General features: G+C 37.6%; 9 protein-coding genes. All 9 read left to right on the top strand.

Going from position 1 to position 16,471, the window contains the following annotated elements:
- Positions 1–500: 500 nt before the first annotated feature.
- Entirely contained in the window at positions 501–4,994 is a 4,494-nt protein-coding gene (locus Bccel_RS08115; protein ID WP_036941327.1) for a non-ribosomal peptide synthetase, read from the top strand.
- A gap of 28 nt (positions 4,995–5,022) precedes the next feature.
- A complete protein-coding gene (locus Bccel_RS08110; RefSeq protein WP_036941330.1) occupies positions 5,023–6,261 on the top strand; it encodes a macrolide family glycosyltransferase in 1,239 nt (412 codons plus the stop codon).
- Between the two features lie 25 nt (positions 6,262–6,286).
- Complete coding sequence (locus Bccel_RS08105; protein WP_036941332.1) at positions 6,287–9,394, top strand: cyclic peptide export ABC transporter; 3,108 nt, start codon at positions 6,287–6,289, stop codon at positions 9,392–9,394.
- 23 nt (positions 9,395–9,417) lie between these two features.
- Complete coding sequence (locus Bccel_RS08100) at positions 9,418–10,122, top strand: thioesterase II family protein (protein ID WP_050753270.1); 705 nt, start codon at positions 9,418–9,420, stop codon at positions 10,120–10,122.
- A gap of 114 nt (positions 10,123–10,236) precedes the next feature.
- Positions 10,237–11,502, top strand: coding sequence for an ACP S-malonyltransferase (locus tag Bccel_RS08095; protein ID WP_036941335.1), 1,266 nt, complete (start codon positions 10,237–10,239; stop codon positions 11,500–11,502).
- A 40-nt stretch (positions 11,503–11,542) separates the two neighbouring features.
- Entirely contained in the window at positions 11,543–12,982 is a 1,440-nt protein-coding gene (locus Bccel_RS08090) for a condensation domain-containing protein (protein WP_036941338.1), read from the top strand.
- Entirely contained in the window at positions 12,969–14,135 is a 1,167-nt protein-coding gene (locus tag Bccel_RS08085) for a U32 family peptidase (RefSeq protein WP_036941342.1), read from the top strand. The genes Bccel_RS08090 and Bccel_RS08085 overlap by 14 nt, the downstream gene beginning before the upstream one ends.
- Before the next feature lie 35 nt (positions 14,136–14,170).
- Positions 14,171–15,205: a PIG-L deacetylase family protein gene (locus Bccel_RS08080; RefSeq protein ID WP_036941346.1), complete on the top strand. Its 1,035-nt coding sequence runs from the start codon at positions 14,171–14,173 to the stop codon at positions 15,203–15,205.
- A gap of 49 nt (positions 15,206–15,254) precedes the next feature.
- Complete coding sequence (locus tag Bccel_RS08075; protein ID WP_036941350.1) at positions 15,255–16,448, top strand: U32 family peptidase; 1,194 nt, start codon at positions 15,255–15,257, stop codon at positions 16,446–16,448.
- Positions 16,449–16,471 lie beyond the last annotated feature (23 nt).

Genomic DNA, 16,471 nt, shown 5'->3' with positions numbered 1-16,471 from the left:
TCAAATATACTACACACAAGTGTATATATTTTAATATTAAAATTTTATTACCTAAAAGTGGTAATTGGAACTGATTTAAGAGTAGAATATAATACTAATACTGACAGCAAGTGACAAAATCAGAGCAAAACTGTACGGTGTTGCGGCCCGGCAGTGAGCAAAGAGGTTATACAGCGAAGCGACAGATCAGGTAAAGTAGTTAATAAGGATAATCATACATTTGCCCGGATTATTTGATGTTGGGAAATTATGGTGCATACAACACTACAATTTCTCACGACAAAATTGAGGTAAACAATCTCATTTCATGATTTTGTTTACCTCAAAGGGCGCCTTTATTAAATTTATCTGCGTTTTCTGTTCGTTATCTAATAGGTAATGTGCAAAACCTGCAGACGAAAGGCCGAAGGTATGTGCATTATTCACATGCTGTAGGGCCTTTTTTTATTGTATAGGAAATTGTTTAAGATAAAAAAGTATTGCTAGGGAGGGGAATAAAAATGAATAGAAATAGCTCAGAAATTTATCCATTGACCCATCCTCAAAATCGAATATGGTATATAGAGAATATTTATCCTGAAACATCTATGCATAATATAGGTGGAACAATAAGGATAAAAGGAAGTGTGGATTTTAAACTTCTTGAAGAGTCTATTCAACTGTTTATAAAGAATACCGAAGGTCTGAGATTGAAAATTATAGAGCAGGATGGAAAAGCATTTCAATATGTTGGAGAATATAGAAAAAATAAATTGGAGCTTTTTGATTTCAGCATATGTCCAAACCCAGAAAAAGAATTTGAACAATGGGTTTTTGATGAAGCAAGGAAAGCTTTTTGCCTGGTGGATAACGACCTATTCTATTTTGCTTTGTTCAGGGTGAGCGATAATTTTAACGGATATATGGTGAAATTTCATCATATCATCGCTGATGGTTGGTCAGTCAATGTTATGACAGAACAGATTTGCCAAAACTACCACATGCTTTCAAGAAATGAAAAGACTTGTTATGAGCCTGGCAATTCATATCTAACATACATAGAAAAGGAGCTGAACTATCTGACTTCTGATAGATTCGTTAAAAACAAGAATTTCTGGTTGGCCAAGTTTAGGGTCCTTCCAGATTTTTTGATGAAAAATTCAGAAGATACTCAAGGAAGAAGAAAAACATATTATTTTGATGAAAATAAATCAAGACAACTAAAGGCTTATGTAGAAAAACTAAAGTGCTCATTAAATGTTTTTTTCATTAGTGCTGTGCTTATATACCTGAATAAAATTACCCAGCAGGAGGATCTAGTAGTTGGGACACCGGTTTTAAACAGATCAGGCAAAAAGGAAAAGAGTATGTTCGGTATGTTTACGAGTACTATGCCGTTTAGGACAACCATAAATGAGCAGCATACAATATCGCGACTTATTAATGAAATCAACAATGAATTAATGTGCTTTTACTTCAATCAAAAGTATCCCTATGATCTTCTTGTGCAGGATCTTGAATTAAAGAAAAAAGGTTATGACAGCCTTTTTCAGATCTATGTCAACTATTATAATACCAGGCTGAGTTCAAATATAGATGGTGTACCAATTGAAAATGTGGAATTTTATAATGGAAATCAATTTTATTCACTCCAGCTTGTAATCAAGGATTGGTCTGATGATAAGGAATTAACCCTTGATTTTGACTATAAGCTTAGTGATTTTAGTGAAGAACAGATTCATTACATGTACAGTAAACTAAATAATATCGTTGAGCAGATGCTGGAAAACCCTGAGGCCAAGGTGAAGGATTTGCAGCTATTAACAGAAGCTGAAAAGCAAAATCTAATATATGAGTTTAACGAAACACATGCAGACTATCCAAAAGAAAAGACCATTTTCGAATTGTTTGAAGAGCAGGTGGAAAGGACCCCCCAAAAAATTGCAGTAGTTTTTGGTAATAGGGAATTAACATATGCTGAATTGAATAGAAGATCAAACCAGATCGCATATATACTGAAGGATAAGGGTATAAGCAGAAACTTAATTGTCGGAATCATGACAAGGCATTCGGTGGAAACTCTCATTGGAATTCTGGGAATTTTAAAATCAGGAGGTGCATATCTTCCTATCGACCCGGAATATCCGGTCGAAAGGCAGAATTTCATATTTGAGGATTCCGGAATCTCTATTCTGCTTTCTAATGTAGGTTTGAAGGAAGGAACAGAGTATCATGGTCTAAGGATTGACCTTGAAGATGAAAAACTCTACAAGGGCGAAGGGACTAACCCAAAAGTGATCAGCCAGCCGGAGGATTTGGCATATGTTATATACACTTCGGGGTCTACAGGAAAGCCTAAAGGGGTTATGGTTGAGCACCGGGGATTGGTGAACTATATATGGTGGGCGAAAAAGATGTATGTGCATAACCAGGATGATGTGTTTGCTCTTTATTCATCCCTTTCATTTGACCTTACTGTTACTTCGGTGTTTACCCCTCTGGTCAGTGGAAACTGTGTCATTGTCTATGATGATGACCAAAGCGAGTTTATATTGTATAGAATTTTAAGAGAAAACAGGGTCAGTATAATAAAACTCACTCCATCTCACTTGTCTCTCTTAAAAGGCCTGGATAATTTTAATTCTTCCGTTAGGAGGTTCATTGTCGGGGGAGAAGACTTAAAGACAAGCCTTTGTGCTGCTATCCACAAAAGTTTTGGAGGTAACATAGAAATATACAATGAATATGGGCCAACTGAGACGGTTGTGGGATGTATGATTCATAGATACGATTTTGCACAGGATACGTGGTCATCGGTTCCAATTGGTGTACCGGCAGATAATGTACAGATTTATATATTGGATAAAAATCTACAGCCTGTTCCATTAGGGGTAGATGGTGAAATATACATATCTGGAGATGGGGTTGCCAGAGGGTATCTAAAAAGGCCTGATTTGACCCATGAGAAATTTATATTAAATCCTTTTACACAAAAGGGAAGAATGTATAAGACAGGCGATCTGGGAAGGCATACTGCAAGTGGTAAAATTCTCTATACCGGAAGAACCGATTATCAGGTAAAGATACGTGGACACAGGATAGAAACAGGTGAAATAGAAAGTTGCCTAACAGAACATGATCTGGTAAAGGATGCGGTTGTTATTGATAGGGATGATGAGAAAGGGAACAAATACCTTTGTGCATATATGGTTTGTGACCGCGAAGCAGTTGTTTCGGAAATTAGGGAATATCTTTCAAAGAGGCTGCCAAACTATATGGTTCCGGCATATTTTGTAATAATGGACAAGCTGCCGATTACTCCAAACGGAAAGATAAACAGAAACGATTTCCCAAAGCCGTTGCAGGACCAACATAAGGGAGTAGTTTATACTATTTATAAAAGTGATGCAGAAAAGCAGTTGGTGGAGACAATATGTGAGGTGCTAGGAGTCAAAGGCATAGGGCCTGAGGATAATTTCTACCACCTGGGGGGTGATTCCATCAAGGCTATTCAAATTGCATCAAAGCTTAAGGAATGCGGCATTTCAATAAAAGTAAAGGACATTCTCTCATACCCTGTAATTGGTGAACTGACGGCTAACGTGGAGATGAAAAGTCGTGAAGTTCTTGAGGATCAAAAACTCTGCGAGGGTGATATAGGGAAAACCCCTATTACCGAATGGTTCTTCTCTCTAGAACTTACAAACAGGAATTACTGGAATCAGTCAGTTCTGCTTTCATTAAAACTGGACATTCAACCTGCTATATTATCGGCGGCATTGAATACCCTAATAGATCATCATCCGTCGCTTAGAATAAATTATGATGCCGAAAAAGGTGTATTATTCTACAATAACTCTCATCTTGCCAGTATGAACCAGGTACAAGTTTACAATCTGTCACAATATTCATATAGTCAGCAGGATCGTTCCTTAAGAGACCTATCTATTCAATTGAAAGGGAGCATGGATATTGAAAATGGACCTTTACTGAAGGCATGCATTTTCGATCTGGGTGAGAGAGGAAAACGGTTGTTGCTTACAGCTCACCACTTGGTAGTTGATGGGGTTTCGTGGCGGATTTTGCTTGAGGATTTTGCTGTATTAATTGAATCTTCTGAAAAAGGTATAAAACCTGTACTCTCCCGTAAAGCCCATTCCTTGCAAAAATGGGCACATGTACTTGAAAAATATAGCAGAGATAATGTGTTGAAGGAAAAACAATTCTGGGAAGGTGTTATTAAAAGTAATTTTTCACTCTCCTTGGATTTTGTGCCGGAGGACGGTTTCACAGGGAAGCTCGGCATACTAAAAAGACAACTTACCAAAGAAGAAACTATGAAATTGCAGCAAAAAGCCAATACGGCATATAACACCAAGCCTGTGGATTTGCTGATTATATCCCTTGCTATCGCCATCAGCAGGATGAGTGAAAGGGATGAAATTGTTGTTGAACTTGAAAGTCATGGAAGAGAGGAACTCTACAGTGATATTGATGTATCCGGAACGGTAGGGTGGTTTACAAGCATGTATCCTATTGCTTTGAGGGTGGAGCACCAGGTTTTAGGCAGACAGATCAAGTCACTAAAGGAACAGCTAAAAAGAATACCACATCACGGTATTGGATTTGGCATAATGAAGTATTTAGCAGGTATACTGGATGATCAGGGAAATAAGTATATAAGGTTTAACTATCTTGGAGAATTTGATATTAGAAATGATTATTTTGAAATTGGAGTTGAGGATTCAGGTCCTGATTACTGTGAAAGTAATCCAATGACATGTCTAATTGATATGGCAGCTGTAATAATGGATAAATCGCTGCATATTACTATCACTTACGATAAAAGCAGATTTAGGGAAGCAACGATTGAATGCTTGGCAGATGATTACTGGAATACACTTAAATCCATAATTTCTCACTGTTGTGAAAAGGAAGGTGCTGAGTATACGCCCTCAGATTTTGAGACAGTCGATATATCCCAGAAAGAGCTTGATCATTTGTTCTTAGATTAATACTTTTAGTATATAAAGGAGATAAAAAATGTCGAAGGTTATTTTTTTAAGTTTACCCTTTCATGGGCATATTAATCCTACACTTGACCTGGTAAGGGAATTGATTCAAAGAGGGGAAGAGGTTATTTATTATGCAACAGATGTTTTTCGGAAGAAAATTGAAGATACAGGTGCGGTTTTTCGGAGCTATAGGCCTCATGAAAACTGGGATGTCAAGTATACTGCCGATGAAATGATTGAATCAACAAGTAAGACTATCGATATGGACGACCTGTTTGCATACTGGAACAGGGAGGAAAAGTTTTATCAGGATATAGAGCAGGATACTATGAATGATGTTCTGGAGGATTGTACTGATTATATTATTCATGATTCCTATGCAAAATGGGGAGAGGGTATTGCAAGAGCATTGGATATACCTGAAATTACTTACTATACAACATTTGCTTACTGTGAAAAAATGTACGACGTCAATCCGGAATTTGTAATAAGGGATATATTCAGGCTATCTGACAGCTATCTTGCAAATATTAAACAAACTAAAAGGATGATAGATATAGCCGTAAAATATGGAAGAAGTCAGGCGGTAGTAGGCAATAATGATCGTAAGCTTAATATTGTGTACACTTCCAAGTGTTTTCAGGTTTTTTCTGAATGTTTTGACGAAAGTTATAAATTTGTAGGTCCGCAAGTAGCAGATAGAAATGACCGAACGGAGTTTCCTTTTGAAAAACTAGAAGGAAAACCATTAATTTATATTTCCATGGGGTCCATTGTTAGCTGTCATCAAAACAGTAAATCCTTCTATAAAATGTGTTTTGAAGCATTCGGTGATTTCAATATGCAAGTGGTCCTGTCACTAGGCGGTAATATAGAAGCATCGCTTCTTGGAGAAATTCCCTGCAACTTTATTGTGAGAGACTTTGTTCCACAGATTGAGATATTAAAGAGGGCAAGCCTTTTTATTACCCATGGAGGAATGAACAGCGTAAATGAAGCACTTTATCACCATGTGCCCATGATTGTCTATCCACAAGGAGGGGATCAGCCCATCGTGGCAATGCAGGTGGAGCAACTGGGGGCAGGAATCTGTCTAAGGAATTCCGGCCTAAATCCGAGAGAATTAAGGGAGGCAGCGGAAAAAATATTTAAAGATCCAACCTACATCAATAATTGCAAGATCATCGAGGACTCGTTCAAATCCACCGGAGGGTATAAAGAGGCGGTGGACGAGATTTTTGCATTAAAAGAAAAGGCTGGAATTTAGTGATAACGGTGAAAGGAAACATATTATGCAAATTCATAAAAAAATATGTGCTGCGATCCTAAGTTTATTGTTGACCATGTTTATATTCAGTTGTACATATGCCCAAAGTACGGGTATGAATAATACTTTAGGATTGGATAGTGCTCAGACAGCCAAGATTGATCAATTTATAGAAAAACACATGAAATCGGGCAAGATTCCTGGGATGGCTGTTGTGGTAGTAAAGGGAAGCAAGGCTGTATACAAAAAGGGCTTTGGCTATGCCGATTTAAAGGAGAAACGGCCTGTTACCACCGGCACTTTGTTTGAGCTCGGTTCCAACAGTAAAGCCTTTACAGCATTAGGTATTCTAAAGCTTATAAATAGTGGAGCAATTCAGTTAAACGACCCGATAGACAAATACATTCCCTTTTTCAAAGCAAGGTATAAAGGAAAAGAGGTGAGTATTAGAATAGGGCATCTTTTACACCATACAAGCGGTATTCCGTTTAAGACCATAGGAGATATACCACCTGGTGAAGGAGAAAGTGCATTGGAGGATACAGTTAGAAAAGTAACAGGACTGGAGTTGGATCATAATCCAGGGGAGAAGTTTTTGTATGCCACAATAAATTATGACATTCTTGGGTTAATAATCAAAAATGTATCTCATAAAACTTATGAAGATTATATTAAAGAAAGCATATTAAAACCCCTTGGATTAAACAACACTTTTATGTTTAGGGATGAAGCTTCACGGTTTGATATGGCAAAGGGCTACAAGTACGGTTATCTGGGAGCAGATGAATATATTGCTCCTGTATACAGGGGGAATACTCCCGCAGGATATGTGATTTCCAATATAGAGGACATGTCCAAATGGCTTATGATACAGCTTGGAACTAATGAATTAATGGATTTTGACAAATCTTTAATTGAAGAGTCTCACGTGCCCGACCGTACCGTTCTGCCAACTGAACTGGGCAGCTCCTATGCCGCCGGATGGCATGTATATCAAAGCGGAAGCGGAGAGCTTTCACATGGAGGAACCAATCCTAATTTCTATTCATTCACTGTATTCAGACCTGGGGACAAGCTGGGGGTTGCAGTGCTTGCAAATATTAATTCATCATATACTGCTGCTGTGGCACAGGGAATAATAGATATGCTTAAGGGAAAGAAAATGACTGCAGCTACTGATGATATGTTAAAGAGCCTTGATAGTGTTTCCTTCACTGTTATATGTGTAGGATTACCTTTAAGTGCAGCTATACTGTATTTGCTCATCACTTCCTTAATACAGCTCATCAAAGGAAAAAGGAAACTTTTCAGAGGAGAAAAAAAGAAGCTCTTAGGTTTGTTTTGTTCCATTCCCTTAATAGGAGGTTTCGGCTACTGCCTGTATCACCTTAATGATGTACTTTACTGGGAACTGCCATGGAATTTTATTACTGTATGGGCCCCAGAAACTTTTATAACTGCAATTCTCATCCTGACTTTAAGTGTAGTCCTGTTTTATTTATATCTTGTTTTAATTTTTCTTTTCCCAATGCCTGGAGAGAAAACACCGTTTGTACTGCTTGTTCTAAGCACATGCAGCGGTTTAGGGAATGCATTGATTATATTTATTGTAAATGAAGCGGTAAATAGAAACATGGGTACTGACATAAAGTTTGAAAGTAGTTTGTTTCTATACTTTATTCTGGGTATAGTAATTTATATTTTAGGACAAAAGCTGGTAAGAACAAAGCTTGTTAATATTACGAATAACTTGATATATGACAAGAGAATGGAGCTTATAGGAAAAGTTCTCAACACATCCTACGACAAGCTGGAAACTATTGAAAAAGGCAAGATCCTTGCAGGATTAAATAATGATACCGAAACGGTAAGCAACTTTGCCAACGTAGCAATCAACGGACTGACAAGCTTGATTACCCTTGCATGTTGCTTTGTTTATCTGGGTGTAATGAATATATATGCTTTTTTAGCATCAGTTGTAGTCATCATTCTTGTGACCACCCTTTATTACTTTTTCGGTAAGTCCGCAGATAAACTCCTAGGTCAGGCACGAGACATCCAGAACATATTTTTCAAGTTTATCAATGATTTAATTGGTGGATTTAAGGAGTTAAGCATTCACAGGGGGAAAAGAGCCGAATTCAAACAAGATATGCAGGAAAGTTGCGATACATATCGGTGTAAGCGTACAAGGGCGGATCTAAAATTCACAGATGTATTTATCATTGGCGAACTGCTTTTTACTATTATCATAGGAGTAGTTGCTTTTGTTTTTCCGGTATTATTTACGGATATTACAGGCAGTACTCTGAGGAATTATATTTTTGTTTTTTTATATATGACCGGTCCTGTGCATGGCATTTTAAGCAATATTCCTAGTATTATACAAATGAAAATCAGTTGGAAAAGAATAAGACAACTTGCAGATGAAATGGACTTTATAGAATCAAGACAGCAGCCATCAGGTAAAGAAAATGAGGTTAACGAGGAAATTAAAATACAGTTGAACGATGTAGAATATCGATACATAAGTACTAATGGTGAGACGTTTACAGTGGGGCCGTTTAGTTATGAATTCAAATCCGGAGATATTGTGTTTATCACTGGAGGAAATGGAAGTGGTAAATCAACACTGGCTAAACTAATTTCAGGACTATATAGTCCCCATAAGGGCGAAATCCTGATAAATGGGAAAAAAGTGGAGCCTCAAGACTTATCAAAGCGGTTTTCTGCTGTTTTCAGCGATTTTTACCTGTTTGACAAGCTTTATGGGGTTGATTACAGATCCAAGCATAATGAGATACAAGAGTATTTAAAAACATTGCATATCGATGACAAGCTTCAGATCCAGGAAGGAGTTTTTAGTACAACCAAGCTGTCTACAGGACAGAGGAAGAGAATGGCACTGCTTGCAAGCTATCTTGAAGACAGACCTGTATATCTATTTGATGAGTGGGCAGCAGATCAGGATCCTGAATTCAGAAAGATGTTTTATGAAAGACTGATCCCGGAATTAAAAGAAAGAGGCAAATGTGTTATAGCCATAACACATGATGACCGTTACTTTGATACTGCGGATGAAGTTATAAAAATGGAAATGGGCAGAGTGGTTGATGTTTGCTGCAAATTATAAAAAGTCTTAGTGGGGTGTCAAAAATGAAAAAGATAAAGTTATTCTGCATTCCTTATGCAGGAGGATCTTCGGAGATATATAGCAACTGGGGAAAATACCTTCACCCTTCCATCGAACTGCACTCCGTAGAACTGGCTGGACGAGGAAAACGGTGGCAAATCCCTTTATATAAAGATTTTAATGATGTTGTAAATGATGTATATGAAGCCGTAAAGGATGAGATCATCGGTTCAAAATATGCTTTTTTTGGCCATAGTATGGGAAGCCTTATAATTTATGAACTTACACACAAAATCAGACAACTTCACCAACAAGAGCCCATCCATATGTTTCTTTCCGGCAGATACGCACCAAATATTCAGAAAAACATAATTATGATGCATCGTCTCCCAGGTGAGGATTTGAAAAAAGAGATTCTAAAGCTTGGGGGAATTCCGGATCACGTGATTTATCACCAAAAGTTTTTAAATATTTTTTTACAAAGGATTAGAGAAGATATTAAGACTGTAGAAACATATAACTATATTGAAAAAAAAGAGCTTGACTGCAACATCACAGTTTTATGCGGCAGAGAAGATAAGCTGACAATAGGTGATGTATGTGAATGGAGAAAACATACACGCAGAAAGTGCGAGGTCTATATCCTTGAGGGCAACCATTTCTTCATTCATGAAAGCGAAGAACCTACTGTGCGGATTGTAAGGGATACCCTTTTGTCTTATTTATAGCTAGTTATTACACTTGTTGTTTTGTGATAGACAAATAATAAGATTATTAGATTTGAGACAGACAAATGCAATGGAATTATCACTTTTTTATTTTTTAGAAAAAGGAGGTCTTAGATGAGCAGGATTGCTTTATTATTTCCAGGACAGGGATCACAGTATATCGGAATGGGTGCAAAACTTTATAATGAGTTTGAAATTGCCAGGCAAACCTTTGAGGAAGCAAATGATGTATTAGGGTTTGATCTTTCAAAAATATGTTTTGAAGGCAGTCTATCTGAGTTAAATCAATTGGAAAACATGTTTGCGGCTATACTTACCTCCAGTATGTCTTCTTTCAGAGTATATATGCAGGAAATAGGTATTACTCCGCATTATGCTGCAGGGCACAGCCTGGGAGAATATTCAGCATTAGCATGCAGCGGTTTCATGAGTTTCCGGGATGCATTAAAAATAGTATATATGAGAGGAAAATTTGTACAGGAAAGCCGTTTAACACATAATGGGACTATGACTGTAGTAAACGGTGTACCTGCAAATATTTTGGAGGACATATTAAAAGGGGTTTCCACCTGTTCTAAAACAGTATGTGTTGCTTGCTATAATGCACCTGAGCAATATGTTATATCAGGACACCATGAAGCGGTGATGGAGGCGGAGAATAAGCTGTTTGAGCTGGACGCCCAGATTACCCCCATGCTGTTAAGTCCGCCTTTACACAGCCCGCTCATGGAGGAAGCGGCAAGTATGCTTAAAGCGGAGTTGAAAAAGTATATGTACAACTTTCCACAATGGCCTGTTATTTCCAATGTTACTGCTTTACCCAGTACAGATGTGGAAGGAATCGTTAATAACATGGTGCTTCAAATGACCTGTCCTGTTAGGTGGAGTGCGACAATTGAAAATTTAGAGAAGGATGGAGTTACAATCACTGTAGAAATGGGGACACAGGCTGTTTTGTCCAACCTGGTGAAAATGCACTCAAATAATTTTAATATAATGTCCTTAGGCCAAAAGGGCGATATTGGACCTTTGCTGGAAATGACTGAAACAAACAGCATCGCTACTATGGAAAGCAGCAGGAAAAATGATACGATTTTGTTTGTGTCTTCTTGCCTGGCAGAAGCAGTTTGTACTCAAAATAAAAACCATAACAAACAGGAATATGAGAAAGGGGTTATAGAACCGTATGAAAGAATTGAGGCGATTCTGGAGGAGCTTGAAAGCAATGAAACCATTTCCGGGATAGAGCAAATGGAGGAAGCTTTGGCAATTCTTAAGTGTATCTTTTTTAGCAAAAAGCTTTCTTCTAAAGAGCAAAATGAAAGACTTCAAAGGATTTTTGAAAAAACAAAAACACACATTGCCCCATTGACCAGTTAATTATTTGTTAATACCAAAATGAAAGGATAGATTACAGGATATGAGCAACCCGGAAAAACTGGATAGAAACAATGTGGAGGATATTCTGGCATTAACTCCTATGCAGAAAGGAATGCTTCTTCACTATCTAAAGGAACCCGAGAGCGAGCAGTATTTCGAACAGGCATGTTATAACCTGACAGGCAGAATCCATCCGGAAAAAATCAAAAATGCATGGGAATATGTTGTAAAAACAAATGAGATATTAAGAACAGTTTTACGCTGGCAAGGACTTGCCGAACCGGTACAGGTGGTACTGAAAAACCATCAGGTACCGTTTTTTGAGCATGATTTTTCTGGCTGCAACTGTGAAGAAAGACTGGACATGGTCGACCGATTGATGAAAAATGATAGAAATGTAAGAATAGATATCAGTCGGCAGCCTTTTAGGATCATACTATGTAAGCTTTCTAAAAATGAATATCAAATGATTTTAAGCAATCACCATATAATTCTGGACGGATGGAGCAATGGAATAATTTTAAAAGAATTTGTAGCAGCCTATGAAAGCCTTTATACAGGGAATGAGCCTTATATTAGTGCGAAAAACAAATACAGAGAATATGTTAAATGGCTGCAAAAACAGGACAGAGACATACAAAAGGAGTTCTGGAGTAATTACCTGAAAGGATTTTCCGATTGGAAACCTTTCAAAGCTGCTGTTGAAAAACAAAGCAAAGCATATGGTATAAGTAGGTACGAACAAGAGTTGAGTCGGGAATTTATGGAATGCATAACTGTATTTATAAGAGAGAAAGGGTTAACTCTTGCAACACTTTTTTATTGTGCATGGGGAATACTGCTGCATAAATACAAGGGAATCCATGATGTACTGTTTGGCACTACCGTATCCGGCAGGCCTGTAGATATTAAAGGTATACAGGATATGGTGGGGATTTTTATAAATACAGTACCTCTACGTATGGGAATTGATCCGTCAGAAGAAGTATGCATACTCCTTAATAAAATTAATTTAGAACTTGCCAGAAGAGAGGACTTTGAGAATACCCCATTGATAGATGTTCTGTCCTATAGCGGACTAAGAAATAAGGATAACCTTTTTGACACGGTTGTAGTTATACAAAATTATCCTATGGATGAGAGACTCTTTCGAAGTGATAGCCCAATAAATATAAGCTTGCACAAAAGATTTTACGTTACAAGGATAGAGTTGGCACTGGGGGTAAGGGTCTTTGATAGTGTGATACTGGACTTTACTTACAATACTTGTTTATTCAATGAAGAAAGCATAAGAAAGATGTCTGAGCATTTTGTGAAAATCTTGGAAGCCATTATCGGAGATGCCAGAGGAACCAGCATACTTATCAAGGATATTCAGGTGGTGGATCAGGAGGAAAAACAGCAGATGCTATTAAGAATCAAACAAAATAATGAAGATTTAAAACTAATTGAAGAGGTTGATTTTGATGAGATATTTTAGTATACCGTCAGATTTTAAAGTTGAAACCATTGACAGGATTAATGAATTAAACAACACTTTCCCCAAATCACAGGTCATTGAAACATATGGGCAGGTAACACAAGGTGCGTTGGTGAACTCCGGAAGGGTCACAGGAGTACTGCCAGAGCTGGATTTTAACCAGCTGGAGAAATATATCCAATATTCGGTTGACAGGGGGATCGATTTTAATTATACATTAAATCCAGCCTGCCTTGGAAATTATGAATTCTCGAGCGTAGGAGCAAGAGAGATAAACAGCCTATTGGCAAAGCTAAATGACATTGGCATTAAGTCCCTAACCCTAACAACACCTTCACTGATGGAACTGGTAAAGGCCTCAGGCTATAAATTTAAAATAAAGGCCTCTGCCATATGTGAGATCACTTCTCCAAGTAAAGCATTGTTCTATAAAAAAATGGGGGTAGAAAGAATTGTAATTGATCCTGATATCACTAGGGAATTTAATAGAATAAAAGGGATTTGTGAAGTGTTCGATCAGGGCGTGGAAATGATTGTAAACAATGTGTGTTATAAAAGTTGTGCATACAAGATGTTTCATTATAACCACGAATCTCATTGTACGCCTGATAATACATCACAAAAAGTAAAGGACTATTATTTCAACCGTTGCTCAATGCAAAAGGCCGGTGAGTTTAAAAATCCTGTGAGGCTTAACTGGGTAAGGCCTGAAGATATTAAATATTATTATGAAACAGGGGTGCGGTATTTTAAACTACAGGGAAGGCAGAACGTGTTGAAGGGGGATATTGTGGCAACCTTGAAGCACTATTTCGAGGAGAATTTTGAGGGGAATCTGTTTGAACTTATTACATTGTTTGCACCTTACAATGCATTTCAGCCCTACATGGACAATAAAAAGCTTAATGGGTTTTTAGATAAGTTTTTTAAATATCCTGAATTCTGCAGGGAAGTGTGTTCATCATGCAATTATTGCGAAAGCTATGCAAAAAAGTGCATGGACGTAGAAAAAACGGCAGAACTTCATGGAAAAGCCTTGGAATTCTATAATCAATATGATGAATATACCAAGCTTATTAAAAGTTTAAATGCTTATAAGCCGGTCAAGAAGTTGTTTGATGGAAAAGACCTGGAATGTAGTTTTGATTTTTAAGTTTATAAAATAGAAGACTTACGGGGGAAATCAGTATGAGTGAAGGTGAAGAGAAACTAAAGTGGCTTCCTCATTATAGTATAAAAGATCACACGGTGTTTTTTATGAATTCTGTTAACACAGATATTGCTGTTCCTGAAGAACTGTCGGCACTTATTGAGGCAGGTAGTGTATTTACGTCCGAAGAGATAGAAAAAACAGCTAATAGGGTTGTGTTGTCCAGGCTGATGAATGAGGGAGTCATTGTAAAACTAAAAAACTACAATTCGATGGGAAAGATGCCATTAGGCCGTGCATTGGCTATTCAGCCCCATTGCGACGATCTTGCACTTTCGTGCGGAGGGACTTTAGCCAGGCTGAAATTTGAACAAGGCTTTGACATTCATTGTATAACCGTGTTTGGCAGCTATACAAAGGAGAGCTTCCCTTGGAAGGGTGAGGTATGCATGGAAGATGATTCGTATACACTGCTTAGGAAGGAGGAGGATTTGCTGGCTTTCCAGTATTTCAATGGGAAAGTAGAGTTTCTTCCATACCGGGATGCAGCACAGAGAGGCACAGCTCTAAATTTTATTTTTCGAGATGGGATATTTAAGAAGGACTTGCCGATGGTCTCTGCGATAACAGCAGATTTAGGCAGGGCTATTCAGTCCTTGAACCCGGAAATTCTGTTGATGCCTTCTGCCATAGGATGGCATTACGACCACCGGATTGTACATACTGCAGTTTTAAATGCACTCAGTGATCAGAAGCTGAATGTGAGAGTTTACATGTACGAAGATTATCCGTATTGTGATGGAAACAGATACAGCTATTGGGGGAGACTTAAGGAAATACGGGATTCTTTTCAGATAGAACCATTTTACTCCAATGTAAGTGATTTTATTGGTGATAAGGCTGTAATGATTAATTTTTACAAATCTCAACTGGTTCATTGGAATTATGACAAGATACTTCGGACAGTGAAGGAGCTTGCACAATCTACTATCATTGAGGCAGAATTTCAAAACCATTCCGTTTCTGCGAATGCTGTTCTGGCTGAACGTCTATGGAAACTAAGTGAAAAGTAAATGTAAAAGATTATTTACTTTTCACAACAATATAAAAGGGGGAGTGAATATGAATTTTTATAACATTCCGGCAGACTTCAAAAAGGAAACCATTGACCGGTATGATGAATTAAACAAGGCCTACAAGGATTCAAAAGTTATAGAAACCTACGGACAAATTACTATAGGCAATCCCATAGGATCAGGAAGGGCTTATGATCTGATACCTAAAATCGACATATCAAAGCTTAAGGATTATGTAGCTTATTCCAAAAGCAAGGGCATTGGATTCAATTATACACTTAATGCTACATGTATCAGTAATAAGGAGTTTACAAAAGAAGGTGTTAATGAAATTACAGGATTCTTAGAGGAATTATATGAGGCAGGTGTACGTTCATTAACCATATCACTGCCTTCTCTTATAGAGCTGGTAAGGCTTAAGGGGTATGACTTCGAAATAAAAGCCTCGACAGTTTGTCAGATTGTAAATGCAAACAAAGCTATGGCTTATAAAAAGATGGGTGTTGACAAGATTGTCCTGGATGAATCCATCAACAGGGACTTTGATGCATTGAAGAGGATAGTAAATGCTTTCGGAGAAAAGGTTGAGGTAATCACCAATGTAATTTGCCATAAAAACTGTATATATGAGATGTTTCACCATAACCAGACCTCACATGATATGGGGAATGACTCAAGTGCTCCTAGTGCTACTTATTATTCTCACAGGTGCATGATGAAAAGGTGTGAAAATGTCGGCAATATTTTGCGGCTTGGCTGGATCAGACCGGAGGATATCCAGTACTATGCAGAAATAGGCATTCACTATTTTAAGCTTCAGGGAAGGCAGGCAGTGATGAAAGGAGATCCTGTAAAGGCCACAGAATGCTATTTCAAGGAATCTTTCCAAGGGAATTTTATCGAATTACTGGACATGTTCGCTCCCACAAATTCGTTTATGATAAATGTGGATAATAAAAAGCTTGATGGGTTTATCAATCCTTTTTACGAGAATCCGGGTTTTTGCAGGAATGATTGTGGAAACTGCAGTTACTGTGATACATTTGTTAAGAAATGTACCGATTATCAAAAAACAGAAGAAGTATTTAACCTAGCAAATGAGTTTTATAGTAAATATGATCATTTCGTAAATATTGTGGGCAATATTGAAAAGGATAAGGATAAAACCAGTACTTACAAGCCTTTAAAGAAATTTTTGGATGGAGAAGAACTGAATTTGGACTTTGATTTCGATAAATAAATTGTTTAGAGGGAGGTATGTTA

This window comes from Pseudobacteroides cellulosolvens ATCC 35603 = DSM 2933, assembly GCF_001262605.1.
GTDB classification, from domain to species: domain Bacteria; phylum Bacillota; class Clostridia; order Acetivibrionales; family DSM-2933; genus Pseudobacteroides; species Pseudobacteroides cellulosolvens.
This window is presented reverse-complemented; position numbering and strand designations above follow the sequence as displayed.